This window comes from Streptomyces luteogriseus, assembly GCF_014205055.1.
Lineage (GTDB): Bacteria > Actinomycetota > Actinomycetes > Streptomycetales > Streptomycetaceae > Streptomyces > Streptomyces luteogriseus.
Genome location: NZ_JACHMS010000001.1, coordinates 3742207 through 3766648 on the forward strand (window position 1 = coordinate 3742207; position 24442 = coordinate 3766648).

The window sequence follows — 24442 nt, forward strand, 5'->3', positions numbered from 1 at the left end:
TACGCTCCCCAGCGCGAGCCCGCTGCCGACCCACCCGCCCCCGGTCTCCAGCGCCGGCCGGCCCCGGCCCCTAGAGCACCCCCGCGATGTCCCGCGCCGCGATGTACCCGAACGTCATCGCCGGGCCGATCGTCGACCCCGCGCCGGCGTAGCTGTGGCCCATGACGGCCGCGCTGGCGTTGCCCGCCGCGTACAGGCCGGGGATCACCGAGCCGTCCTCGCGCAGCACCCGGGCCCGGGCGTCCGTGCGCAGTCCGCCCTTGGTGCCGAGGTCGCCGGGGACGATGCGGAAGGCGTGGTACGGGGGCAGCCAGAGGGGGGCCAGACAGGAGTTGGGGAGGACCGACGGGTCCGTGTAGTAGTGGTCGTAGGCGCTGTCGCCCCGGTGGAAGTCGGGGTCCTCGCCCCGGCGCGCCTGGGCGTTGAAGCGGTTCACGCTGGTGCGCAGGGCCGCCGCGGGGACGCCGATCGAGGCCGCCAGGGCGTCCAGGGTCCACTCCTTGTGCGCGGCCCCGGAGTCGTACCAGGTGCCGGGGAAGGGCAGGGCCGGCAGGACGTCCTTGAAGAGGTACCGGTTGCGGTAGTTCTGGTCGACGATCAGCCAGCACGGGATGGCCGGGTCGGTGTCCTGGACGTCGTACATGGTGTGCACGACGTCGCTGTAGGGCGCGGCCTCGTTGACGAAGCGCCGGCCGGAGCCGTTCACCAGCAGCCCGCCGGGCAGGGTGCGTTCGGCGAGGCAGAAGTAGGGCTGTCCGGGGATCGGGATCGCCGGGCCCCACCAGGCGTCCTCCATCAGGTCGAGCGCCGCGCCCAGCCGCTCCCCCGCCCGGATGCCGTCGCCGGTGTTCTCCTTCGCCCCGACGGTCCAGTCCGTGCCGATGGGCTGGCGCTGGAAGCGTTCCCGCATCGCGGCGTTGTGCTCGAAGCCGCCCGAGCCGACGATCACGCCCCGGCGGGCGCGGACCAGGCCCGGGGCGCCGTCGCGGGAGACCACGGCTCCGGTGACCGTGCCGTTCTCGACGTGCAGGTCGGTCAGGGGCGAGTTCAGCCAGACCGGGACCCCGGCCGATCGCAGGCCCGCGCGCAGGCCCGCCGCGAGCGCCTGGCCCATCGTCAGGGGTTTCTGGCCGAGTGCCGCCGCCTTCACGCCGCGGGCGAGGCACTGGGCGGCGACGGCCGCGCCCCGGGCGTTGACGGCGGCCAGGGCGACCCACTTGTAGTCGGCGCTGAAGACGACCATGCCGGCGGGGACGTCCATGTACGGCGGGTTCAGGTGCGCCAGCTCGGCGCCCAGGAGGTTGCCGTCGATCTGGTCCGGCTCGATGGAGCGGCCGCCCGGCAGGCCGCCGGGGAGCTCGGGGTAGTAGTCGCTGTAGCCCTCCATCCAGCGGAAGCGGAGCGGGCTGTTCGCCATGACGAAGGAGATCGTCGCCGGGCCGTGGGCGAGGAAGGCACGCTGCCGGTCGGCGGGGACGTCCGGGCCGACGACCGCGGCGAGGTAGGCGGCGGCCTTCGCGGGGGTGTCCGGGACGCCGGCCGCGAGGAGCACCGGGTTGTTGGGGATCCAGATCCCGGCGCCGGAGCGGGCGGCCGAGCCGCCGAAGGTCGGTGCCTTCTCCACGACGACGCAGCTCAGGCCCTGCCGTGCGGCCGTCAGTGCGGCGGTCATGCCGGCGGCCCCGGAGCCGACGACGACGACGTCGTACGTGCCGAGCGGGGGTAAGTCAGCTGCGCGGGCGCCCTGTTGGACGCCCGTGGCGACCGCGAGACCGGCACCGGCGGCACCGGCCAGCACTCGTCTTCGGGTCGGGGCTCCGGCAGTGCCGGCGGTGTCCGTGCGTGTGGTCATGGCCGCTCCAGCCCGACGAGAACGCGAAAAGGGGTGGGGAATGTCGCGCGGGGGTCTTGCGAAGTCAAGACCCGTGCGGCACCACTGTGCGTCCGCACCGGGACCGATGGCCGCGCGGGGTCCGCCACCCGGCACCGACGGCCACCCGAGCCCGCTGCCCGAAGCCCGTCGCCGCGCACGCCCCCGCTACTCGAGGCCGACAACCACCCGCGCCCACCATCCGAAGCCGATCGCCACGCCCGCGCCCGCCCCCCGAAGCCGATCGCCACGCCCACGCCCGCGCCCGCCGAGCCAGGGCCGACAACCACCCGCGCCCGCCACCCGGAACCGACAACCACCCGCGCCCGCTAGTCGAGGCCGATGGCCGCGCAGTCCGCCTTGTACTTGGACGTGCAGATGTCCTTCACCGTGTACACGCCGTCCGTGATCACCGTGTCCTTGATGTTGTCCTTGGTGAGGGCGACCACCGGCACCAGCATCGACGGGATGCTCTTCTGCGTCGGGCTGTCGACCGTCTCCCGGGTCAGCGCCGCGAACTCGATGGCGCGGCCCTGCACCTTGGCCACCGCGATCTTCGCGGCGTTGGTCGCCTCCAGCAGGAAGGACTTGTACACGGTCATGTACTGCTCGCCGGAGACGACTCGCTGCACCGCGTCGAGGTTGGCGTCCTGCCCCGTCACCGGCGGCATCCTGGTGGTCCCGGCCTCCTGGAGCGCCTCGATGACGGCGCCGGCCATGCCGTCGTTGGCCGAGTAGACGGCGGCGATGTTGTTCAGCCCGACGGACTGGATCGCCTTCTTCATGTTGGCCTTGGCGATCGCGGGCTTCCACTCCTTGGTGTCGTACTCCTTGACGATGTCCACCTGGCCCCGGAGCTCGCTCAGCGCGCCGTCCTTGAACCGGGCGGTGTTCGGGTCGCCGGGGTCGCCGTTCATCATGACGACCTTGCTCTTCTCGGCCTTGTCGCCGAGTTCCCCGATGATGGCGCGGCCCTGGACCTGGCCCACGAGTTCGTTGTCGTGGGAGACGTAGGCGTCGATCGGGCCCTCGGCGAGCCGGTCGTAGGCGATGACCGGGATACCGGCGTCCTTGGCCTTCTGGACGTCCGTGGCAATGGTCTTGGAGTTGAGGGCGTCGACGAGGATGACGTCCACCTTGTCGGCGATCATCTTCCGGAACTGCTCGCTCTGTCTGGTGACGCTGGCCTCGGCGTTGGCGTAGCGGACCGTGCCCTTGTTCTCCGTGAGGGACGCGACCTCCTGCCTGATCAGGGGGTAGTCGAACTTCTCGAAGCGTGCCGTGTCGCGGTCGGGCAGCAGCAGGCCCACCGTGATGTCGTTGCCCTTCTTCGCGGCGGAGTCGTCACTCCCGCCATCGCCGCAGGCGGCGAGGGACAGGGCCGATACGGAGACCGCCAGGGCCATGGAGATTCGCCGCACGGCGGCCTGACGGGGGTTGCGCGCTATCACTGGTGGTGCCTTCCGATGGGGGGAGCATCGTGACGAGGTGGTCGAAAGCCAACGGGCAGACGCCGTGCGTCGTCAAGAACCACGTGTGAAGAGATCGCAAAGGTGACTCACCGGGTGTACAGACCTTCGACTTCCGTGGCGAACGCACGCAGCACGGCCTCCCGGCGGAGCTTCATCGACGGGGTCAGATGGCCCGCCTCCTCCGTGAAGTCCTCGGGCAGGATGGCGAAGCGGCGGATGGACTCCGGGCGGGAGACCATCTTGTTGGCCTCGTCGACCGCGCGTTGCAGGACGGCGCGCAGTTCCTCGTCCTCGACGAGGAGCGTGGGCGGTACGGGATGCTTGCCGTTCATCTGGCGCCAGTGGGTGACGCCGGCCTCGTCGAGGGTGATCAGCGCCGAGACGAAGGGGCGGCCGTCGCCCAGGACGAGGCACTGGGAGATCAGCGGGTGCGAGCGCAGCCAGTTCTCCAGCGGGGCCGGGGCGACGGACTTGCCGCCCGCGGTGATGAGCAGTTCCTTCTTGCGGCCGGTGATCGTCAGATAGCCCTCGTCGTCGAGTTCGCCGAGGTCGCCGGTGGCGAGCCAGCCGTCGGGGGCGGCGGGGACAACGCCCCCGGCCTGCGGGTCCCAGTAGCCGCGCAGCACGTGGTCGCCGCCGACCAGGATCTCGCCGTCGGCGGCGATGCGGACGCGGGTGCCGGGCAGCGGCCAGCCGACGGTGCCCAGGCGGGGTTTGAGGGGCGGGGTGACGGTGCTCGCGCCGGTGGTCTCCGTGAGGCCGTAGCCCTCGAAGATCTCGATGCCGGCACCGGCGTAGAACGCGGCGAGGCGGCGGCCGAGGGGGGAGCCGCCGCAGATGGCGTAGCGGACCCTGCCGCCCATGGCGTTGCGGATGCGGCGGTAGACCAGGGGGTCGTAGAAGGCGCGGGCGGTCCTCAGGGCGCGGGTGGGGCCGGGTCCGGTGCCCGTCTGCTGGGCCTCCAGGGCCTCTCCGTAGCGCTGTGCGACGGCCACCGCGCGGTCGAAGGAGGAGACCCGGCCGCCCGACTCGGCCTTGGCGCGGGCGGAGTTGAAGACCTTCTCCAGCATGTACGGGATGGCCAGCAGACAGGTCGGCCGGAAGCCGGCGAGGTCGGGCAGCAGGTGCTCGGCCTTGATGCTGGGCGCGTGGCCCAGCCGTACGCGGGCCCGGACGCAGGCGATCGCCACCATGCGGCCGAAGACGTGGGACATCGGCAGGAACAGCAGGACCGAGGCCTCTTCGCTGGTCTTCGCCCGGAAGACGGGGTAGAGCAGCTCGATGGCGTTGTCGACCTCGGCGAAGAAGTTGCCGTGGGTGAGGGCGCAGCCCTTGGGGCGGCCCGTGGTGCCCGAGGTGTAGACGAGGGTGGCGAGGGTGTCGGGGCCGAGCATGCCGCGCCGCACCTCGACCTCCTGGTCGGGCAGATGCGCCCCGGCCTCCGCGAGCCGGTCCACGTGCCCCTTCTCCACGACCCACATGTGTGTGAGGTCGGGCAGCCGCTCCCGCTCCGGGCCGAGGGCGGCGGCCTGTGCGGCGGTCTCGGTGACCAGGGCGACGGCGCCGGAGTCCTGGAGGATCCAGCGGGCCTGGAAGACGGAGGAGGTGGGGTAGACGGGGACGGTGACCAGTCCGGCCGACCAGGCGGCGAAGTCCAGGACGGTCCACTCGTAGATGGTGCGGGCCATCACGGCGACCCGGTCGCCCGGCATCAGGCCCTCGGCGATCAGGCCCTTGGCCACGGCCCGCACCTGGTCGGCGAATTGCGCCGCCGTGACGTCGCCCCAGCGGCCGTCGGCGTCCTTGCGGCTGAGGGCCACGGCGCCCGGGTTCGCGCTCGCGTTGTCGAAGGGCAGGTCGGCGAGCGACCCGTGGGTCCACGGCGGGGCCAGCGCCGGTACGGAGGCCTCCCGTACCGCCCCGTCCAGCCGCCGTACCTCGGGCTCGACCAGCACCGGCCCTCCGTACGCGTCGCCGTAGGCGGAGGAGGGATACGCAGTGGACACGGGCGGCTCCTGGGGCGTGCAGCGAAGAACTGCTTGCTGCATGACGTACGTGCCTCGCACGCCGAGGCGCTCAACCGGCCGTACCCCCAGAAAGGGGTTACTGACGGTAGGAACGGGATCGTACGGCGCTCACGTGGCGGGTTTGTGCGGGTTCGGGGATGGTCCGGAGCCAGGCCTGTGCAATCTCGGGGGTTAAGTGAGGGTGCTTCAGGTTCCGCACGGCCCTCACTCTCAGGCCCGCTCCAGGACGGCCGTCACCCCCTGTCCTCCCGCCGCGCAGACGGAGATCAGGCCTCGGGCGGGGGCGTCCCGTTCGGTGAGGAGCTTGGCCAGGGTGGCGATGATGCGGGCGCCGGTGGCGGCGAAGGGGTGGCCGGTGGCGAGGGACGAGCCGGCGACGTTCAGCCGGGCGCGGTCCACGGTGCCGAGGCCCTGCTTCTCCCAGGCGGCGAGCGTCGCCAGCACCTGGGAGGCGAACGCCTCGTGGATCTCGACGAGATCGAAGTCGTCCAGGCCCAGCCCGGCGCGCTCCAGCATGCGCGGGACGGCGTAGGCGGGTGCCATGAGCAGTCCGTCCTCGCCGCCGGCCACATCGCCGCCCACGAAGTCGACGGCCGCCGTCTCGTACGCGGTGAGGTACGCCAGCGGCTCCAGGTCGCGTTCGCGGGCCCACTCCTCGCTCGCCAGCAGGACGGTCGCGGCGCCGTCCGTCAGCGGGGTGGAGTTCCCGGCCGTCATGGTCGGTTCGGGGTGGCCGAGCCCGAACACCGGCTTCAGGGAGGCGAGTTTCTCCACCGTCGAGCCGGGGCGCAGGTTCTGGTCGCGGGCCAGGCCGCGGAAGGGGACCACCAGGTCCTGGAAGAAGCCGCGTTCGTACGCCGCAGCCAGCCGCTGGTGACTGGTGGCGGCGAGTTCGTCCTGCGCCTCGCGGGGGATGCCCCAGGCACGGGCGGTGACGGCGGCGTGTTCGCCCATGGACAGGCCGGTGCGCGGCTCGGCATTGCGCGGGATGTCGGGGACGAGGTGGCCCGGTCGCATCCTCGCCAGGGCCTTGAGGCGGGCACCCGGTGATTTCGCGCGGCGGGCTTCGAGGAGGATGCGGCGCAGGGAGTCGTTGACGCCGAGGGGCGCGTCGCTGGCGGTGTCGGCGCCGCCCGCGACGGCCGATTCGGTCTGGCCGAGGGCGATCTTGTTGGCGGCGGCGATGACGGCCTGGAGGCCGGTGCCGCAGGCCTGCTGGATGTCGTAGGCGGGGGTGCGCGGGTGGAGTTTCGAGCCGAGGAGGGTCTCGCGGGCGAGGTTGAAGTCGCGGCTGTGCTTGAGGACGGCACCGGCGACGAACTCGCCGACCGCGCCCGGCTCCTGGAGCCGGTATCGCTCGACGAGGCCGTCCAGGGCGGCGGTGAGCATCTGCTGGTTGGAGGCGGTGGCGTAAGGGCCGTCGGAGCGGGCGAAGGGGATGCGCGCTCCGCCGACGATCGCCACGCGCCGCACCGACGGCGACAGCTGCTGGGGACTCATTTCGACCAGCTCATCTCGACCTGCTCCTCGTCCGTGACGTAGCCTTACCTCCGGTAACCTTACTCCAGAGTAAGCAGGAGTGGGGCTTCGGTGAGCCGTCCTCGGGAACTGGGAGTCGTCCATGGCCGACCGCTATCTGCGCTTGACCGGCACCGCGCCCGGCCGCTTCCTCACCCGCCGGCTGGGGCTGCCGCAGCCCGCGGCGCTGACCCGCTGGTCCGCCGAGCGGCCCGCCCTCGACGGCGGCCTGCTGCACCTCACCGCCGGCCGGTCCGCCCTCGACCTGGCTCCGGTCCTGGCCCGCACCGGGATCGGCCCGGCCGGCTCAGGCCGAACCGAGCGGGCCGCCGACGCTCCGGCCGCCGTCGTCCTGGACGCGACCGGGGTGCGGGACGTCGAGGCCCTGGCCGCGGTGCACGCCGCCCTGCATCCGGTCGTACGGTCGGTCGCCTCCAGCGGGCGCGTCGTGGTGCTCGGCGCGCCGCTCGACCCCGCCGACCACCACCAGGCCGCGGCCCAGCAGGCCCTGGAGGGCTTCACGCGCTCCCTCGGCAAGGAGATCGGCCGGGGCAGGACGGTGAATCTCGTCCGGCTCACGGACGCCGCCGCCGCGGAGTCCACCCTGCGTTTCCTGCTGTCGCCGAAGTCGGCGTACGTCAGCGGGCAGGTGATCGAGGTCGGCGCCGCCCGGGAGGCATCCGCTGCCGACCGGGAGCCGACCGACGCCGACCAGGACCGCCCCCTGTCCGGCCGCACCGCCCTCGTGACCGGCGCCGCCCGGGGCATCGGTGAGGCGGTCGCCGAGACCCTCGCGCGGGACGGTGCCAGGGTCGTCGTCCTCGACGTGCCGCAGGCCGAGCAGGACGCCCGGCGGGTCGCCGAGCGGCTCGGCGGCACCGCGCTGCTGCTCGACATGACGTTCGCCGACGCGGGCGCCCGGATCGCCGAGGCGCTGCCCGACGGCCTGGACCTGCTGATCCACAACGCGGGCATCACCCGCGACCGGCGTCTGGTGAACATGCCCGCCGAGCGCTGGATCTCCGTGCTGGAAGTGAACCTGGCGTCCGTGCTGCGCACCACGGACGCCCTGCTGAAGGACGGCGCGCTGAAGCGCGGCGGCCGGATCGTCGCCACCGCCTCGATCGCGGGGCTCGCCGGGAACGCCGGCCAGACCAACTACGGGGCGAGCAAGGCGGGCGTCGTCGGCCTGGTCCGCTCCCTCGCGCCACGCGCACTCGACGAGCACGGCGTGACGGTCAACGCGGTCGCGCCCGGCTTCATCGAGACGAAGATGACGGCCGCCGTCCCGCTGTTCATCCGGGAGGCGGGCCGGCGCATGAACTCCCTCGCGCAGGGCGGCCTCCCGGCCGACGTCGCCGAGACCACCGCCTGGCTGGCGCACCCGGCCTCGGGCGCGGTCAACGGCCAGGTCGTCCGCGTCTGCGGCCAGAGTCTGCTGGGGGCGTGATGGCCGACCCCGCCGCCGCTCTCGTCCTCACGGAGCCCCCATCCCTCGCGCCGCTCCTCGCCCGCGGCGCCCTGCTGTCCCCCTTCAAACGCCCCGGCTCCGACGCGGAGTTCCCCCGCACCCGGCTCGTCCTGCCCGGCCTGCGCGTCGACCTCGCCCGGCTCGCGGCGTACGAGCGGGTCTGCGGGTTCCCGACCGGGGAGGACGCGCTGCCGGTGACGTATCCGCACGTGCTCGGATTCCCCCTGGCCATGCGGCTGATGAGCGGCCGGGGCTTCCCGCTGCCGCTGCTCGGCCTCGTCCACACGTCGATCACCGTCACCCGGCACGCGCGGATGCCGGCGAGCGGCACCTACGAACTCTCCGTGCACGTCGAGGGACTGGCCCCTCACCGGCGCGGCACGAAGGCCACGGTCGTCACCGAGGTGCGCGGCGGCGGGGACGTCGTGTGGGAGTCCCGGAGCACCTACCTGGCCCGGCACCGCACGCGGGAGCCGGCGGCGGCTCCCCGGGAGGCGGAGGCGCGCAAGCCGCTGCCCGAGGCCGCGCGGTGGCGGCTCGCCGGGGACGTCGGACGTCGCTACGGGGCCGCCTCCGGGGACCGCAACCCGATCCACCTGCACCCGCTCACGGCCCGGCTGTTCGGCTTCCCCCGGGCCATCGCCCACGGCATGTGGACCGTGGCCCGCTGCCTCGCCGCGCACGGCGTCCCGGACTCCTGCCATCTGCGCGCGGAGTTCCGGGCGCCGGTGCTGCTCCCCGGGACGGTGACGTACGCCGAGCGGGACGGCCGGTTCGAGCTGCGCGGCGGGGAGGACCGGATCCATGTGACGGGAGACATCCACCCCGTGTGACGTCCACCCCGTGTGACGTCCACCCCGTGTGACGGCTACCCGGTGTGAGGGCCCGCCTGCTCCTCCGGGGGTGCCCAGGGGCGCCCCGCCATGAGGTCGCCGAGCCCGGCCCAGGCGAAGTTCATCAGCGTGGCCGCGGCCTGGCGGGCGCTGACGCCCGGGGTGACGTTGGCCCAGGCGGCGAGCGACTCGGCGGCGCCGACCAGGGCCTCGGCGAGCCCGGCGACCTCGCGCTCGGGCAGGTCCGGGTCGCGGTGGGCCTCGCGGGCGCCGGCGAGGATCAGCTGCGTCACGAAGGCGACGATCTCCTCGCGCATCGCGGTGACCTCGGCGGCGAACGGCTCGCCGTGCGTACGGGCCTGGAGGTGCAGGACCGACCAGGCGTCCGGGTTCTCCCCGGTGTGCGTGAAGAAGGCGCCGAGGCCCTCCCACAGTTGCCGGTCGGCGGGCAGGTCACGGCGGACCCCGGCCCGTACCGCCTCGACGAGGGCCCCCGCCTCCCGGCGGATGCAGGCGGTGAAGAGGTCTTCCTTCGAGTTGAGGTACAGGTACACCAACGGCTTGGACACGCCGGCGAGTTCGGCTATCTCGTCCATCGACGCGGCCATGTAGCCCCGTTGGCCGAAGATCTGCACGGCGGCGTCCAGCATCTGCTGCTCACGGACCGCACGCGGCATCCGCTTCGTCTTCACGGCACCCATACCGCTTAGCGTACGGGCCCCCTGGGCGGCCTTCGTCCGGGAAACCGGGGAAGGACCGCCGAGGGGGCCCGTCTGTGACCGGGACCGACCGTCCGTCAGGCGGCCGCGGGGACCGGCTCGGTCTTGTCGCGGGGCTCCGCGTCGAAGGGGTCGTCCAGGGAGGAGCCGTCGGCCGTGGCGTACGCGTCACGGTCGAGCAGGTTCTCCCGGGCGGAGACCAGGACCGGGATCAGCGCCTGCCCGGCGACGTTGGTCGCGGTGCGGATCATGTCCAGGATCGGGTCGATCGCGAGGAGCAGGCCCACGCCCTCCATCGGCAGGCCGAGGGTGGAGAGGGTCAGGGTCAGCATGACCGTCGCGCCGGTCAGGCCGGCCGTGGCGGCGGAGCCCACCACCGAGACGAACGCGATCAGCAGGTAGTCGCCGACGCCCAGTTGGATGTCGAAGATCTGGGCGACGAAGATCGCGGCGATGGCCGGGTAGATCGCGGCGCAGCCGTCCATCTTGGTCGTCGCGCCGAACGGCACCGCGAAGGAGGCGTACTCCTTCGGCACGCCGAGCCGCTCGGTGACCTTCTGCGTCAGCGGCATGGTGCCGACCGAGGAGCGGGAGACGAAGGCCAGCTGGATCGCGGGCCAGGCGCCCTTGAAGAACTGGATGGGGTTGACCTTGGCGACGGTCGCGAGCAGCGTCGGGTAGACGCCGAACAGCACGATGAGGCAGCCGATGTAGATGTCGGCGGTGAACGTCGCGTACTTGCCGATCAGGTCCCAGCCGTAGGTGGCGATGGCGTAGCCGATGAGGCCGATCGTGCCGATCGGGGCGAGCCGGATGACCCACCACAGCGCCTTCTGGAGCAGGCTGAGGACGGACTCGCTGAGGGTGAGGATCGGCTGGGCCTTCTCACCGAGCTGGAGCGCGGCGATACCGGCGACGGCGGCCATGAAGACGATCTGCAGCACGTTCAGCTCGGTGAACGGCGTGATGACGTCGCTCGGGATGATGCCGGTCAGGAAGTCGATCCAGGAGCCGGTGCTCTCGGGCTTCGCGCCGTCCTTGGGCGTGAGGCCGGTGCCGGCGCCGGGGTTGGTCAGCAGGCCGATGACCAGGCCGATGCTGACCGCGATCAGCGACGTGATCATGAACCAGAGGAGGGTGCGCGAGGCCAGGCGGGCCGCGTTGTTGACCTTCCGCAGGTTGGTGATCGAGACCAGGATCGCGAAGAAGACGAGGGGGGCGACGGCGAGCTTCAGCAGCCCGATGAAGGTGTCGCCGACCTTCTCCAGGGTCGTGACCAGCCAGGACACGTCCTGGTTGCGGGCGAGCCAGCCGAGCAGCACACCCAGGACGAGACCGGCGAGTATCTGGACCCAGAAGGGCACCTTGAAGGACTTCGTGTGTGAGGACACGGACTGACTCCGTTGGGGGACGCGAGGGGGGAACTGACGTGGGAGACGACGGGGGGTTGCGTGACGTCAGGGACGACAGAAAGCGGACGCGCACCGACAGAGATCCACGTGCAGCCGCGCCACGAGCGGAGCGCTCAGAGGCGAGTGGGGCGCGACTGCTGACTTCATACAACGACCTTAACACCTGAACTTTGAGGACCCCAAAGCCTGGCTTTGACAGGTGACGACGCACACACACCCATACAACGCAAAGCGCCCCGTTTTCGAGCATGTGCGGAAACGGGGCGCTGCGAACGTGTGAGCGGACCTTACGAGCTCTGCCCCTGGGCCCGGGCGCTGTCGTCGGCGACGTCCTCCTGGCTGCGGTTGGCGTCCAGGTTGGCCTTCATCCGGTCGACGCGCTGCGCGACCTGGACCGACGCCCGGTCCCGCTCCTTGCGCAGCACGACGAAGCTGATCGGCGCGGAGATCAGCAGGGCGAGCAGCACGACCCACAGTCCGTTGCTGTTGCCGAGACCGCGCGGGGCGATGCCTGAGTAGACGGCGCCCCAGACGACCACGAGGCAGCCCACGAAGACTCCGAGGCGCATCAGCGTGTAGCGGAGCATCTCAATCCACTCTTCCGGTTCGAACGGTCGGAACGCACCCAAAGGGGCACCGTCCAGTGAAGCACGCCGAGCGGCCGATCTTGCAGGGGGGTCGGGCCGGGGTCAGGCCAGGGACAGCAGCATGATGACGTCGTCGCGGTCGTCCCCCGGTGCCACCCGGATCGCCCCGGGGATGCGCCCGACCTCCTTGTAGCCGCAGGACTCGTAGAACCGTTCAAGGCCGAGTCCGCCCCGGCAGGTCAGCCGGATCGCCTCGATGCCGTCCATGCGCCGGACCGCGTCGGCGGCGGCACCGAGCAGGTCCCGGCCGTAGCCCTTCCCCTGGTGCCGCGGGTGCACCATCACCGTGTACAGCCACAGCCAGTGCGTCATCAGATGGTGCGTGTTGTAGGTCAGGAACGCGGTCGCCGCGACCCGCCCCTCCTCGTCGTGCCCGACGAGCAGCTTGACCCGCCCCTCGGCCATCGACGCGAAGTGCTGCACCAGCGCGGGGCGGATCTCCTCGCGCGTCACCGGCGGCACGTACCCGACGGCTCCGCCGGCGTTGGAGACATCCGTCCACAGATCGAGCAGGCCGTCTCGCAGCTCGGGGGTGACGGCGGGGTCGAGCGTGAAGGTAAGGGGCATGCGTGGATTCTAGCTATTACGACAGCGTGTCCGCCGCCACTTTCAGGTCCGACACCAGCCCCCGGTACGCGGCCTCCCGGTCGTCGGACCGCAGCACGGACGACGGATGCACGGTCGGCACCAGCCGCTCGGGCCGCCCGTGGATCTCCTCCTCCAGCACCGTCCCGCGCACCTGCGTGACCCGGAACGAGGACCCGAGCAGCGCCTTCCCGGCGGTGGCCCCCAGCACGACGATCAGTTCCGGCTCCACGACGGCGAGCTCCGCGGCCAGCCAGGGCCCGCACGCGGTCATCTCCCGCAGGGTCGGCGCCTTGTGGATCCGCCGCTTCCGTGGCTCGGCCTGCGTGAACTTGAAGTGCTTCACGGCGTTGGTGACATAGGCCTCGGACGGATCGATCCCGGCCTCCGCCAGGGCCCGGTCCAGCAGCTTCCCGGCGGGCCCGACGAACGGCTTCCCCTGCCGGTCCTCCTGATCCCCGGGCTGCTCCCCCACGAGCATGACCCGGGCGTCCGCGCCCCCGGCCCCGAACACGGTCTGCGTGGCGTCCCGGTGCAAGGGACACCCCCGACACTCGCCGGCGGCCCGCCGCAGAGCGGCAAGCCCACCGCGCTCAGGAACGAAGGGTTCAGCGGTATAGGCGTCCTCGGACGCCCCGGCTCTGATCATGCCCTCCGGGTACCCCACCCAGGGGCGCGGGGAACTGCGCGACCAGCCCCCACGCACCCGCACCCGAAGGCGATCAAACCCTCATGGGCTGCGGCGACTCACGCCGCTCCGGGTCAGGACCCGGATACTCCCGAAGGATCTCGTACCGGGTGTTCCGCTCCACGGGCCGGAACCCGGCATCACGAATGAGGTCGAGCAGATCCTCACGCGTCAGCTTGTTCGGCGTCCCGTAGTTGTCCGCGTCGTGGGTGATCTTGTACTCGACGACCGACCCGTCCATGTCATCCGCACCGTGCTGCAACGCGAGCTGCGCCGTCTGCACCCCGTGCATGACCCAGAACACCTTCACATGCGGCACGTTGTCGAACAGCAGTCGCGACACCGCGAAGGTCTTCAGCGCCTCCGCCCCCGTCGCCATCTGCGTCCGCGCCTGGAGGCGGTTGCGGACCTTGCCGTCCTTCATGTCGACGAAGTCGTGCTGGTACCGCAGCGGGATGAAGACCTGGAAGCCGCCGGTCTCGTCCTGCAGCTCACGCAGCCGCAGCACGTGGTCCACCCGGTGCCGCGGCTCCTCGATGTGGCCGTAGAGCATGGTGGCCGGGGTCTTCAGACCCTTCTCGTGCGCGAGCCGGTGGATCCGGGACCAGTCCTCCCAGTGGGTCCGGTGGTCCACGATGTGCTGCCGGACCTCCCAGTCGAAGATCTCGGCGCCACCACCGGTGAGGGACTCGAGACCGGCGTCGATGAGCTCGTCGAGGATCTCCGACGCGCTCATCCCCGAGATCGTCTCGAAGTGGTGGATCTCCGTGGCCGTGAACGCCTTCAGCGAGACGTCCGGCAGCGCGGCCTTCAGCTCCCGCAGGGACCGCGGGTAGTACCGCCACGGCAGGTTCGGGTGCAGCCCGTTGACGATGTGCAGCTCGGTGAGGTTCTCCGACTCCATCGCCTTCGCGAGCTTGACGGCCTCCTCGATGCGCATCGTGTACGCGTCCTTCTCCCCCGGCTTGCGCTGGAAGGAGCAGTACGCGCAGGAGGCCGTGCACACGTTCGTCATGTTGAGGTGCCGGTTGACGTTGAAGTGCACGACGTCGCCGTTCTTGCGCGTCCGCACCTCGTGCGCCAGTCCGCCGAGCCAGGCCAGGTCGTCCGACTCGTACAGCGCGATGCCGTCCTCACGGGTCAGGCGGACGCCCGTCCTGACCTTCTCCTCCAGCTCGCGCTTGAGCCCGAGATCCATGCCCACACCTTTCTACGACGACGTCCCTTACCGTACGGCTACTCCTCTTCGGGCAGTTCCCCGACCCGGTTCTCCCACTTCGTGGAGAGCACGATCGTCGTACGCGTCCGGGAGACCCCCTTCGTGCCGCTGAGCCGCCGGATCATCTTCTCCAGGCCGTCCACGTCTGCGGCGCGCACCTTGAGCATGTACGAGTCCTCGCCGGCGATGAACCAGCAGTCCTCGATCTCCGAGAGGTCCTTCAGCCGCTGCGCCACGTCCTCGTGGTCGGTGGCGTCGGAGAGCGAGATGCCGACCAGGGCGGTGACGCCGAGGCCGAGCGAGGCGGCGTCGACGGTGGCCCGGTAGCCGGTGATGACTCCGGCCGCCTCCAGCCGGTTGATACGGTCGGTGACACTGGGTCCCGACAGTCCGACGAGGCGTCCCAGCTCCGCGTAGGAGGCCCGGCCGTTCTCCCTCAGGGCCTGGATGAGCTGCCTGTCCACCGCGTCCATTGCGATCGAAGCCTTCCGCTGAAGTTGTAGTTGAGTCCGATGGGGTTCGGGTGCTGCTCAGCCGTCGCGGTGTGCACCGCCGCCGAGTTCACCTTGCCAACGGCGGTAGAGCCGGTGCGGTACGCCCGCCGCGTCGAGGACGCGTCCGGCGACGAAGTCCACCAGGTCCTGGATGTGCGTCGCGCCCGCGTAGAAGGCGGGTGAGGCGGGCACGACCGTCGCGCCCGCGTCGTCGAGGGTGACCAGGTGCCGCAGGGTCTGGCCGTTCAGCGGGGTCTCGCGCACGGCCACGATCAGCTTGCGGTCCTCTTTGAGGGTCACGCTCGCCGCCCGTTGCAGCAGGTCCTTCGACAGCCCGAGCGCGACCCCCGCCACGCTCGCCGTCGAGGCGGGCACGATGAGCATGCCCTTGGTGGGGTACGACCCCGAGGAGGGCCCGGCGGCCAGGTCCCCGGCGCTCCAGTGCCGTACGGCGTCGATGTCCACGGCGAAGGTGTCCGGCTTGCCGTCGGCGCCCCGGGACAGCCATTCCCGCAGGTCGGCCTGCCAGTGGGCGTCCCTGAAGGAGATCCCGGTCTCGTCCAGCAGGGTGAGCCGGGAGGCCCGGGACACCACGAGATCGACGCTCTCACCGGCGTCGAGAAGAGCCCGCAGCACGGCAGCGGCATACGGGGTGCCGGAGGCCCCGGACACCCCTACGATCCAAGGCGTACGCGGCATCTCGCCTGGCTTGACTGGGTTCACAACACCGAGCCTATCCGGCGTCGCAGGGTGGGAACCGGCCAAGGGGTGCGGGCCGTTGCACGGAGGGGACGAGCGAGCACTGGGGGTCGCCATGTCGGATCCGCAAGCCAGGTGGTCGCAGGGCGACCGTGCGCTGGCCGCGGGCAAGCTGATGCTGGCCTGGGTGGCGCTGCTGTGGCTGCTGGAAGTGGTGGACGTGGCCACGGGCCATGCGCTGGACGGCTTCGGTGTCACCCCGCGCGACCCCTCCGAGCTGGTCGATGTCGTCCCCTCGTCCTTCATCCACTTCGGCTTCGCCCATCTGGCGGCGAACACCGTGCCGCTGCTGGTCCTCGGATTCCTCGCCGCGCTCGCGGGGGTGCGCCGGTTCCTGCTCGTCTGCGCGCTGATCATCGTCGTGGACGGCCTGGGCGTCTGGCTCATCGCCCCGGCCCACACCAACACCGCGGGCGCCTCCGGCGTGATCTTCGGCCTGTTCGGCTTCCTCCTGGTCACCGGTTTCGTCGAGCGCCGCCCCCTGGGCGTCCTGGCGGGCGTCCTGGTCGCCGCGGTCTGGGGCGGCTCGATCCTGGCGGGCCTGGCCCCGACCCAGGCGGGCGTCAGCTGGCAGGGCCATCTGCTGGGCCTGCTCGCGGGCGTGGCGGCGGCGTTCCTGTTCCGCCGCCGCCCGGAGCCGAGCCGCGCGCTCGGCGCTCCGTGATCAGACGGTCAGACCCCGCACCAGCAGATCGAGCAGCGCGCACACGAACAGCGCGATCCCGATGAAGCCGTTGACGCTGAAGAAGGCGCGGTTCACGCGGGACAGGTCGTGGGGGCGGACGATCGAGTGCTCGTAGAGGAACGCGGCGGCGACGATCAGCAGGCCCAGCCAGAAGAAGGCGCCGGCGCCGGTGGCCAGGGCGTACCAGATGAACAGGACCGTCGTCAGGGCGTGGCAGACCCGCGCGCCCCAGATCGCCGACGGGATGCCGAAGCGCGCCGGGACGGACATGACGCCGATCTCGCGGTCGGTCTCCACGTCCTGACAGGCGTAGATCAGGTCGAAGCCTCCGATCCAGATGCCCACGGCGAGGCCGAGGATCACCGCGTCCCAGGACCACTCCCCCGAGATCGCCAGCCAGCCGCCGACCGGGCCCATCGCCTGGGCGAGACCGAGGATGGCCTGCGGGAAGTTCGTGAACCGCTTGCCGTAGGGGTAGACCACCATCGGGATCACCGCGATGGGGGCCAGTGCCAGGCACAGCGGGTTCAGCAGGGCCGCCGCGCCGAGGAACACGGCCAGGGCGATCAGCGCACCCGTCCAGGCGTGCTTCACCGACATCGCGCCCGTCACCAGTTCGCGCTGCGCCGTGCGCGGGTTACGGGCGTCGATCTCCCGGTCGATGATCCGGTTGACGGCCATCGCGAAGGTGCGCAGGCCCACCATGCAGACGGTGACCAGCAGCAGCCGGCCCCAGTGGATGTTCTTGTCCCACTGGAACATCGCGGTGAGCGCGGCGATGTAGGCGAAGGGCAGCGCGAAGACCGAGTGCTCGATCATCACCAGCCGGAGGAAGGCCTTGGTGCGTCCCGGCTGCGGGATCGCGGCGGAAGCGGAACTCACAGCCCGTACTCCTTCCAGCGGCGGTCGACCTTCGCCGCCGTCTCGGGATCGGACTCGACCATGTCGGGCCAGCCGCCGTCGCGGGTGTAGCCCTCCTCGGGCCACTTCTTCGTCGCGTCGATACCGGCCTTGCCGCCCCAGAACTGCTGGTAGGAGGCGTGGTCGAGGTGGTCGACGGGGCCCTCGACGATCGACAGGTCACGGGCGTAGTCCGTGTTGCCCAGCGCCCGCCAGGCGACCTCGTGCAGATCGTGCACGTCACAGTCGGAGTCGACGACCACGATCAGTTTGGTCAGCGACATCATGTGGGCGCCCCAGATCGCGTGCATGACCTTCTGCGCGTGCTTGGGGTACTTCTTGTCGATCGAGACGATCGCGCAGTTGTGGAAGCCGCCCGCCTCCGGCAGGTGGTAGTCCACGATGTCCGGCACGATGATCTTCAGCAGCGGCAGGAAGAAGCGTTCCGTCGCCCGGCCCAGCGGCCCGTCCTCCGTCGGCGGGCGGCCCACGACGATCGACTGGAGCAGCGGCCGCTTCCGCATCGTCACGCAGTCGATCGTCAGCGCGGGGAAGGGCTCCTGCGGCGTGTAGAAGCCGGTGTGGTCGCCGAACGGCCCCTCGGGCAGCATCTCGCCCGGCTCCAGCCAGCCCTCGATCACGACCTCGGCCTGCGCCGGCACCTGGAGCGGCACGGTCTTGCAGTCGACCATCTCGATCCGCTTGCCCGCGAGGAACCCGGCGAACAGGTACTCGTCGATGTCCCCGGGCAGCGGCGCGGTGGAGGCGTACGTGACGGCGGGCGGGCACCCGAAGGCGATGGCGACGGGCAGCCGCTCCCCGCGCCTGGCCGCCACCTGGTAGTGGTTCCGGCTGTCCTTGTGGATCTGCCAGTGCATGCCGATGGTGCGCTTGTCGTGGCGCTGGAGGCGGTACAGCCCGAGGTTGCGGACGCCGCTCTCCGGGTCCTTGGTGTGGGTCAGCCCCAGGTTGAAGAACGACCCGCCGTCCTTCGGCCAGGTGAAGAGGGCCGGGAGCTGGTCCAGGTCGACGTCGTCCCCGGTCAGGACGACCTCCTGCACGGGGCCGTCCTTCACCTTCTTCGGCGGCACGTGCGTCATCGCGCCGAGCTTGCCGAAGGCCTCGCGCACGCCGACGAAGCCGTGCGGCAGCTCGGGCTTCAGCAGCCCGCCGATCCGCTCGGAGATCTCCGCGTACGACTTCAGGCCCAGGGCCTTCAGCAGCCGGCGGTCCGTGCCGAACACGTTCATCGCCAGCGGCATGCTCGAACCGCGCACGTTCTCGAAGAGCAGGGCGGGGCCGCCGGACTTCTGCACCCGGTCGACGATCTCCCCGACCTCCAGATACGGGTCCACCTCGGCCTTGATGCGCTTGAGGTCGCCCTCGCGCTCCAGCGCCCTGAGCAGGGAGCGAAGATCGTCGTAAGCCATGGGGTCCAGTATCCCCGAGCCGCTACCCTGGCCTGGAACCACCCACCGCTTTCGCTGAGAGGCCGCATGCTCCGGGTACTGATGTTCCTCGTGCCGCTGGCGCTCAGCGTGTACGCCTTCATCGACTGCATCAGCACGAAGGACGACGAGATCCGCCACATGCCCAAGCCGCTGTGGGCGATCCTCGTGCTGCTGTTTCCGCTCGTCGGGTCGATCTCCTGGCTGATCGCCGGTAAGAAGCGCAGCCCCGCCGCCGACGGCTGGTCCGGGGCCCGCGGCGGCCGCTCCCGGCAGTGGGTGGCTCCCGACGACAATCCCGACTTCCTGAAGTCGCTCGACAAGGACAAAGACGCGGACCCGGATCCGGACCCGGATCCCGACGAGCGCAGGCGCGAGGAGTAATGCCTGTGCGGCTGCCGATCTATTGAGTCGACATCCGCTCGGAGCTGCGCGAAGCTCCTCGCGATGACTCAACGAACCGATACACCTTCCGCGTGGGACGAGCGTACGCAGCTGGTCACCTTTCTGGACTATGCCCGTGACACCGCGCTGGCCAAGTGCGAGGGCGTGTCAGCCGAAGACGCCCGCAAGGCGCCGCTCCCGAATTCGCCGCTGATGACGTTGTGCGGGCTGATCAGCCATCTGCGCTGGGTCGAGTACTACTGGTTCCAGGTGATGTTCCTGGGCGAGGAGGCCGCCGGGCCGCTCACGGAGGCGACCGACGATGATCCCGACCCCGAGATGCGGACCGCGGTCGACATCCCGTTGCCCCGGCTTCTCGCCGAGTACCAGGAGCAGAACGCCCGTTCCCGCCGCCTGGTGTCCGAGCACGACCTGAACGCAACGGCCAAGCGCCCCATCGGCGACGGCCGCCATGTCGATCTCCGCTGGGTGATCCTCCACCTGATCGAGGAGACGTCCCGCCACAACGGCCACCTCGACGTCGTGCGTGAACTCGTCGACGGGCGGACCGGCGTCTGAGACCCTCGCTCAGAGGGCGGCGGTGAACGCCGCCCAGGCGGACCGGCTGACGACCAGGACCGGTCCGTCAGGGTTCTTGCTGTCGCGGACGGGGACGGTTTCGGGGAAATCGGGGGCTATTTCTATGCAGTTGCCAGCGTCGTTGCCGCTGTAGCTGCTTTTGATCCAGGAGATTGCGCCGTGGTCGCGACTGTTCATGGTCCCGCCCATACCCTTCCATCGCCTCCCTGATCAAGGCGGCAGATTGTGGGGCAGACGGAGCGTCAGCCCTGAGCACATCATAGGTCTGGCTTTGTTCAGCCCAGGCTCCGGGATCGTTGCTGAAGTAGCCGTGACTCAGGGATTCCGAGTAGACCCACTGTTCGCCGTTCGGCAACGTGATCAACGACATCGAGCTGCTGGGGCGGACGAGGTCTGATCGGTCAGCCGGGGCCACCTGAATACGGATGTTGGGACGCCGCCCGAGGCTCAGCAGGTGCGCGTACTGATCATGCATCACGGCGGAATCGCCCACTGGACGCAAACAGCTCTCGTCCAACACGGCGACGTACATCGGCCCGCTCCCTGAGAGGAAGCGCTGCTGTCGACTCAGACGTGCCCGGACCCGCTCTTCGAGCAGTTCGCCGCTAGCCCTCTGGGAAAGCAACGCCCGTGCGTAGCCCGCGGTCTGCAGCAAGCCCGGCATCACCATTTCCTGATACTCGTACAACTTGACCGCCTGCGCGTCCATCTGCGCCCTGCGCTGGAACCAATCAGGATGCTCCACCTGCTGGTACCAGTCGATGCGATCCCATAACCGCGTCAACACCCCACCCGTACCCAGCAGTTCGTCACAGGTCTTGGCGAACGTGTCCTGCGGAACCCTCGTACCACCCTCGACCCGTGCCACGTGCGAGCGGTCGCACGGGATCTGTCTGGCCAGACCCTCCTGCGTGAGCAGCGCGGCCTCACGGAAGTGCCGCAGGACCTCCCCGAAGACCGCCGCCGTACTCGCGCCGCCGTACCGTCGGCTCACGGCTCCCCCTCCGTGACAGTGCACCGGTGTCACACGCCAAGCATTGAACCGGACTGTTCCCGTGCGCAACGCTCTATACACCCAGAGTGACGGAGGTACGCGAAATGGAACCGGGAACGCTCGTCTACGACCCGCACACGCGCAAGGTCGGCGAGTACCAGGACAGGACCGGCCCGTACGTGATGCTGCGCCCGGTCGGCGGTGGCCGGGAATGGCAGGCCGATCCGGCGAGGATCCGGGAGGCCACCCTGGACGAGCGGCTCAGCGCGGGCGTACGCGCGCTCAACGACCGTTCCAGGGAGGGCTTGTCGGCCGACCCGACCCGGCCTCCCTCCCCGGTGCCCGGGTGCGCGGCCTGTGAGGAGCTGGCGCTCCGGCGGGACAGGGCGCGGGCCGCGTTCGACGGCAGTGCGGTGACGGACGCGAACGTGTTGCTGCGCCAGCACCAACGGGCAGAGCACGGTGGGGAACCGGCCGGCCGCAGGATCTTCCGGTACGTGCCGTACACGATCGTTCAGGACGCGTCGGCCCAGCCCGAGTACGAGGCGTACTGCGTCTCGGGCGAGGAGGAGGACTGCGGGGCGGGTTCGGGCCCGTGCCAGGCGCCCGGCGAGGTGGAGGAGTGGCAGCGCAGGCACACCCAGGAGACGAGGCACCTGCGCTACCGCCGCAGCTTCGCCGACTACGCGGTGCTGGAGCGGCAGGGCTGACGCCCCGGCCGGTGCCCGTCAGGAGCGTTCGGTCACCTTCCTCAGCTCCGGCGGGAGTTCCTTGACGGAGTCGGCGACGACGAGACGGTACGCGCCGGGGTCCTCGGCCACCGCGACGGCGACGGCCGGGTCCACCCCCCGCACGGCGAACGCCGTCATCAGGGCCGGGCCCTCCCCCGCGTCGCCGTCGCCCGGAGTGTCGTCGCACGCCGGGCGGGTGGCGGCGCCGAGCGACTTCCCCACGGGGACGTCGCTCTCCTCCCTGCCCAGGTAGGTGCGGCCGCCGTACTCGACGACGTACGCGCAGGACGGCGCCGGCCGCGCGCCGCCGGTGTCGTCGTCCGGTGACGACGCCGGCGTGCAGCCCACGGACAACGAGGCCAGGGCCGCCGCCAGGAGAAGTGACGCCTTCATCGGTGGGCCTCCTTCGGGAGCCAGGGCTCCGGTGCGGTGGATACGCAACGAAGACGTCCGGGGGTCAGGATCGGTTCAGTTCCCGGGCGCCCCCTGCGCCACCAGCCGACCCCCGCCCTCACCGCCCGCCGGGCCCAGGTCGATTAGCCAGTCAGAGGCCCGGACGACGTCGAGGTTGTGCTCGACGGTGACGACCGAGTGCCCGGCGTCGACGAGGCGCTGGAGGACGCCGAGCAGGCGGGCGGTGTCCGCGGAGTGCAGGCCGGTCGTCGGTTCGTCGAGCAGGTACAGGGCCCGTCCGGTCGTCCGCCGTCCCAGTTCCCTGGCGAGCTTCAGGCGCTGGGCCTCGCCGCCGGAGAGCGTGGTGGCGGGCTGGCCGAGGGGGAGGTAGCCGAGGCCGACGTCGGCCATGCGTCGGAGCCGGGTGGCGACCTGCGGGACGTCCCCGAACACCGTCAGCGCCTCGTCCACCGTCGCCTGGAGCACCTCGGCGATGTCATGGCCCTCGTGGCGGACCGACAGCACCTCCGGCCGGAAGCGGCGGCCCTTGCACGTCGGGCAGCGCACCTCCACCGCCGGCAGGAAGTGCATATGGACGGTGAGGACGCCCGCGCCCTCGCAGCGTTCGCAGCGCCCGCCGGGCACGTTGAAGGAGAAGTGGCCGGCGGTCAGGCGGCCCTGACTGCGCGCCGCGAAGACCTCCCGGATCGGGGTGAAGACGTCCGAGTACGTCGCCGCGTTGGAACGCGGGACGCGGCTGACCGGCTGCTGGTCGATGAGGACCGCCTTCGACAGATGCTCCCAGCCGTCGATGCCGTCGTGCTCGGCGGGCTGTTCCCCCGCCCCGTTGAAGTGGCGCCGGGCGGCCCGGCCGAGGGTGTCCAGCACCAGCGTCGACTTGCCCGAGCCGGACGGTCCCGTGACGGTCACCAGGCGGCGCAGCGGGATCCGTACCGTCAGGTCCCTCAGGTTGTGGGCCCGGGCCCCGCGGATCACGACGGCCGTCCCGCTGTCACCGCGTCCCCGGGACGGCAGCGCGGACAGCGCACCGGACAGATACGCGCCGGTCACCGAGCCCTCGGTCCGGGCGACCTCCTCCGGCGTGCCCTCGGCGACGATCCGCCCGCCGTCCCGGCCCGCCCCCGGCCCGACGTCCACCACATGGTCCGCGGCCTTCAGGACGTCCAGGTCGTGCTCGATGACCAGCACCGTGTTGCCCAGGTCGCGCAACCGGCGCAGGACGCCGATCAGGCGGGCGGTGTCCGAGGGGTGCAGGCCGATGGTCGGCTCGTCCAGGACGTAGAGGACGCCGGTCAGGCCCGAGCCGAGCAGGGCGGCCAGGCGCAGCCGCTGGGTCTCGCCCGCGGAGAGGCTGGGGGTGGCCTGGCCGAGGGTGAGGTAGCCGACGCCGACGTCCAGCAGGCGGCCGACCCGCTCCTCCAGGTCGGCGACGACCGGCTCCACGAGCGGCCACTCGGCCCCGCCCGACCGCTCGCGCAGGCCGCCCAGCCAGCCGGCCAGGCCGGTCAGCGGAAGCCGGGCGGCCTCGACGACGGTGAGGCCGTGCACCGTGACCGCCCGGGCGGCAGCGCCCAGCCGGGCCCCGCCGCACTCCCCGCAGGGCTGCTTCACCAGGCCCTGCCGCTCGGCCCGTTCGCGGTACTCGGGGTCGTCGGCGCGGTCGTTGTAGCGGCGCAGCAGGGCCGTCGCGACCCCTTCGAAGCGGCCCGCCGCCACGGTCGCCGGAGGATCCGTGTCGGGGAAGTGCCGCCGGAACTCGGGACTTTCGACGCCGTGGAGCAGCAGGTCCCGCTGCCTGTCGTCCAGTTGGCCGAGCGGCGCGTCCATGTCGAAGGTGAAGCCGTAGTGGCCGGCGGCGGCCCGCAGCACGGGGAGGCTCCAGTCGGTGAATTTGGCGTTCCAGCCCCTGACCGCCCCCTGCGCGACGGACTTGTCGTCGTCGACCAGGCGCCGTACGTCGGGCCGGATCACCTCGCCCAGGCCGGTGCAGGCCGGGCAGGCTCCGGCGGGCTTGTTGAAGGAGAAGGAGCCCATGACCAGTTCGGGCACGGGGGTGCCGCAGTGCGGGCAGGGCCGCTGCCCGGGTTCGGCGTCCTCGTCGGCCTCGGTGTCGTCGGCGTAGGACGGCGGGATGTCCTTGCCGCAGCCGGGGCAGGGCCGGATCCCGATGTGCGACCACAGCAGCCGCAGGTAGGTGAAGACCTCGGTGACCGTGCCGACCGTGGAACGGGGGCTGCGGTTGGTGAGGTGCTGGTCGACGCTGATGGACGGGGACAGGCCGGTGATCGAGTCGACGGCGGGCTTGCTGACGAAGCCGGTGACCATGCCCAGCGACTCCAGGTACTGCCGCTGGCCCTCCCGGTGAAGGGTGTCGAAGGCGAGGGTGGACTTGCCGGAACCGGACAGGCCGGTCAGCACGACCAGCTTGTTCTTCGGCAGGGAGAGGGAGACGTTCCTGAGGTTGTGGAGGCGGGCACCGGTGACGCGGATGAAGTCGTCCATTCCTTCAAGTCTTCCATTGAAGTGCGGTGTTGAGACTTGAGAGGGCTTATGCGGCCTGCTTCCTGCCGTA

The 24442-nt window shown here is 71.0% G+C and carries 24 protein-coding genes and 1 pseudogene; 6 read left to right on the top strand and 19 right to left on the bottom strand.

The window, feature by feature from the left end; genetic code table 11:
• Positions 1–70: 70 nt before the first annotated feature.
• The 4 genes from kstD to BJ965_RS16250 form a co-directional block, all read right to left on the bottom strand.
• Positions 71–1852, bottom strand: coding sequence for a 3-oxosteroid 1-dehydrogenase (gene kstD, locus BJ965_RS16235; protein ID WP_184909293.1), 1782 nt, complete (start codon positions 1850–1852; stop codon positions 71–73).
• Between the two features lie 347 nt (positions 1853–2199).
• Positions 2200–3276: a sugar ABC transporter substrate-binding protein gene (locus BJ965_RS16240; protein ID WP_184917223.1), complete on the bottom strand. Its 1077-nt coding sequence runs from the start codon at positions 3274–3276 to the stop codon at positions 2200–2202.
• Between the two features lie 152 nt (positions 3277–3428).
• Positions 3429–5348: an AMP-dependent synthetase/ligase gene (locus BJ965_RS16245; protein ID WP_184909295.1), complete on the bottom strand. Its 1920-nt coding sequence runs from the start codon at positions 5346–5348 to the stop codon at positions 3429–3431.
• Positions 5349–5579: 231 nt separating this feature from the next.
• Complete coding sequence (locus BJ965_RS16250) at positions 5580–6869, bottom strand: acetyl-CoA C-acetyltransferase (protein ID WP_184909297.1); 1290 nt, start codon at positions 6867–6869, stop codon at positions 5580–5582.
• A gap of 121 nt (positions 6870–6990) precedes the next feature.
• On the opposite strand from BJ965_RS16250, the gene BJ965_RS16255 reads away from it, so the two are divergent.
• Both BJ965_RS16255 and BJ965_RS16260 read left to right on the top strand, forming a co-directional pair.
• Positions 6991–8337, top strand: a complete 1347-nt coding sequence (locus BJ965_RS16255) for a 3-oxoacyl-ACP reductase (RefSeq protein ID WP_184909299.1) — start codon at positions 6991–6993, stop codon at positions 8335–8337.
• Positions 8337–9191 carry a MaoC family dehydratase gene (locus BJ965_RS16260; protein ID WP_184909301.1) on the top strand — a complete coding sequence of 285 codons (855 nt, stop codon included), beginning with the start codon at positions 8337–8339 and terminating at the stop codon, positions 9189–9191. The genes BJ965_RS16255 and BJ965_RS16260 overlap by 1 nt, the downstream gene beginning before the upstream one ends.
• Before the next feature lie 35 nt (positions 9192–9226).
• Here BJ965_RS16260 and BJ965_RS16265 read toward each other — a convergent pair whose 3' ends face one another.
• The 9 genes and pseudogenes from BJ965_RS16265 to BJ965_RS16300 all read right to left on the bottom strand — a co-directional run bounded on the left by BJ965_RS16265 (position 9227) and on the right by BJ965_RS16300 (position 15654).
• Positions 9227–9892 (bottom strand): TetR/AcrR family transcriptional regulator, encoded by a 666-nt coding sequence (locus BJ965_RS16265; RefSeq protein ID WP_184909303.1) that lies wholly within the window; start codon positions 9890–9892, stop codon positions 9227–9229.
• Positions 9893–9987: 95 nt separating this feature from the next.
• Complete coding sequence (locus tag BJ965_RS16270) at positions 9988–11301, bottom strand: dicarboxylate/amino acid:cation symporter (RefSeq protein WP_184909305.1); 1314 nt, start codon at positions 11299–11301, stop codon at positions 9988–9990.
• A gap of 66 nt (positions 11302–11367) precedes the next feature.
• A pseudogene (locus BJ965_RS40440) lies at positions 11368–11427 on the bottom strand (putative leader peptide); the annotation flags it as partial.
• Positions 11428–11609: 182 nt separating this feature from the next.
• Entirely contained in the window at positions 11610–11909 is a 300-nt protein-coding gene (locus tag BJ965_RS16275) for a DUF4229 domain-containing protein (RefSeq protein ID WP_184909307.1), read from the bottom strand.
• 102 nt (positions 11910–12011) lie between these two features.
• On the bottom strand, positions 12012–12536 hold the full coding sequence (locus BJ965_RS16280; protein WP_184909309.1) for a GNAT family N-acetyltransferase: 525 nt from the start codon (positions 12534–12536) through the stop codon (positions 12012–12014).
• A 16-nt stretch (positions 12537–12552) separates the two neighbouring features.
• Positions 12553–13203, bottom strand: coding sequence for a UdgX family uracil-DNA binding protein (locus BJ965_RS16285; protein WP_184909311.1), 651 nt, complete (start codon positions 13201–13203; stop codon positions 12553–12555).
• Positions 13204–13276: 73 nt separating this feature from the next.
• Positions 13277–14440 (bottom strand): aminofutalosine synthase MqnE, encoded by a 1164-nt coding sequence (gene mqnE, locus BJ965_RS16290; protein WP_184909312.1) that lies wholly within the window; start codon positions 14438–14440, stop codon positions 13277–13279.
• Between the two features lie 38 nt (positions 14441–14478).
• Entirely contained in the window at positions 14479–14934 is a 456-nt protein-coding gene (locus BJ965_RS16295) for an Lrp/AsnC family transcriptional regulator (RefSeq protein ID WP_030840157.1), read from the bottom strand.
• Positions 14935–14991: 57 nt separating this feature from the next.
• Positions 14992–15654, bottom strand: a complete 663-nt coding sequence (locus BJ965_RS16300; protein ID WP_184909314.1) for a UbiX family flavin prenyltransferase — start codon at positions 15652–15654, stop codon at positions 14992–14994.
• 115 nt (positions 15655–15769) lie between these two features.
• Between BJ965_RS16300 and BJ965_RS16305 the strand changes: the two genes are divergently transcribed.
• A complete protein-coding gene (locus tag BJ965_RS16305; protein ID WP_184909316.1) occupies positions 15770–16378 on the top strand; it encodes a rhomboid family intramembrane serine protease in 609 nt (202 codons plus the stop codon).
• On the opposite strand, the gene mqnP is transcribed toward BJ965_RS16305, so the two are convergent.
• The gene (gene mqnP, locus BJ965_RS16310; protein WP_184909319.1) at positions 16379–17281 is read right to left on the bottom strand and encodes a menaquinone biosynthesis prenyltransferase MqnP; all 903 of its coding nucleotides are present in this window, start codon (positions 17279–17281) and stop codon (positions 16379–16381) included.
• Positions 17278–18729 (bottom strand): menaquinone biosynthesis decarboxylase, encoded by a 1452-nt coding sequence (locus BJ965_RS16315; RefSeq protein WP_184909321.1) that lies wholly within the window; start codon positions 18727–18729, stop codon positions 17278–17280. Before BJ965_RS16315 ends, mqnP begins: the two co-directional genes overlap by 4 nt.
• A 66-nt stretch (positions 18730–18795) precedes the next feature.
• On the opposite strand from BJ965_RS16315, the gene BJ965_RS16320 reads away from it, so the two are divergent.
• Complete coding sequence (locus tag BJ965_RS16320) at positions 18796–19131, top strand: PLD nuclease N-terminal domain-containing protein (protein WP_184909323.1); 336 nt, start codon at positions 18796–18798, stop codon at positions 19129–19131.
• Between the two features lie 63 nt (positions 19132–19194).
• Positions 19195–19710, top strand: a complete 516-nt coding sequence (locus BJ965_RS16325) for a DinB family protein (RefSeq protein WP_184909325.1) — start codon at positions 19195–19197, stop codon at positions 19708–19710.
• 9 nt (positions 19711–19719) lie between these two features.
• Here BJ965_RS16325 and BJ965_RS39350 read toward each other — a convergent pair whose 3' ends face one another.
• The gene (locus BJ965_RS39350; RefSeq protein ID WP_313667761.1) at positions 19720–19830 is read right to left on the bottom strand and encodes a DUF397 domain-containing protein; all 111 of its coding nucleotides are present in this window, start codon (positions 19828–19830) and stop codon (positions 19720–19722) included.
• Entirely contained in the window at positions 19778–20725 is a 948-nt protein-coding gene (locus tag BJ965_RS16330) for a helix-turn-helix domain-containing protein (protein ID WP_313666899.1), read from the bottom strand. The genes BJ965_RS39350 and BJ965_RS16330 overlap by 53 nt, the downstream gene beginning before the upstream one ends.
• A 104-nt stretch (positions 20726–20829) precedes the next feature.
• On the opposite strand from BJ965_RS16330, the gene BJ965_RS40160 reads away from it, so the two are divergent.
• The gene (locus tag BJ965_RS40160; RefSeq protein ID WP_184909327.1) at positions 20830–21435 is read left to right on the top strand and encodes a DUF7848 domain-containing protein; all 606 of its coding nucleotides are present in this window, start codon (positions 20830–20832) and stop codon (positions 21433–21435) included.
• A gap of 18 nt (positions 21436–21453) precedes the next feature.
• Here BJ965_RS40160 and BJ965_RS16340 read toward each other — a convergent pair whose 3' ends face one another.
• Together BJ965_RS16340 and uvrA are read right to left on the bottom strand one after the other, a co-directional pair.
• Positions 21454–21849: a DUF6281 family protein gene (locus tag BJ965_RS16340; protein ID WP_184909329.1), complete on the bottom strand. Its 396-nt coding sequence runs from the start codon at positions 21847–21849 to the stop codon at positions 21454–21456.
• A gap of 75 nt (positions 21850–21924) precedes the next feature.
• The gene (gene uvrA, locus BJ965_RS16345) at positions 21925–24372 is read right to left on the bottom strand and encodes an excinuclease ABC subunit UvrA (RefSeq protein WP_184909331.1); all 2448 of its coding nucleotides are present in this window, start codon (positions 24370–24372) and stop codon (positions 21925–21927) included.
• Positions 24373–24442 lie beyond the last annotated feature (70 nt).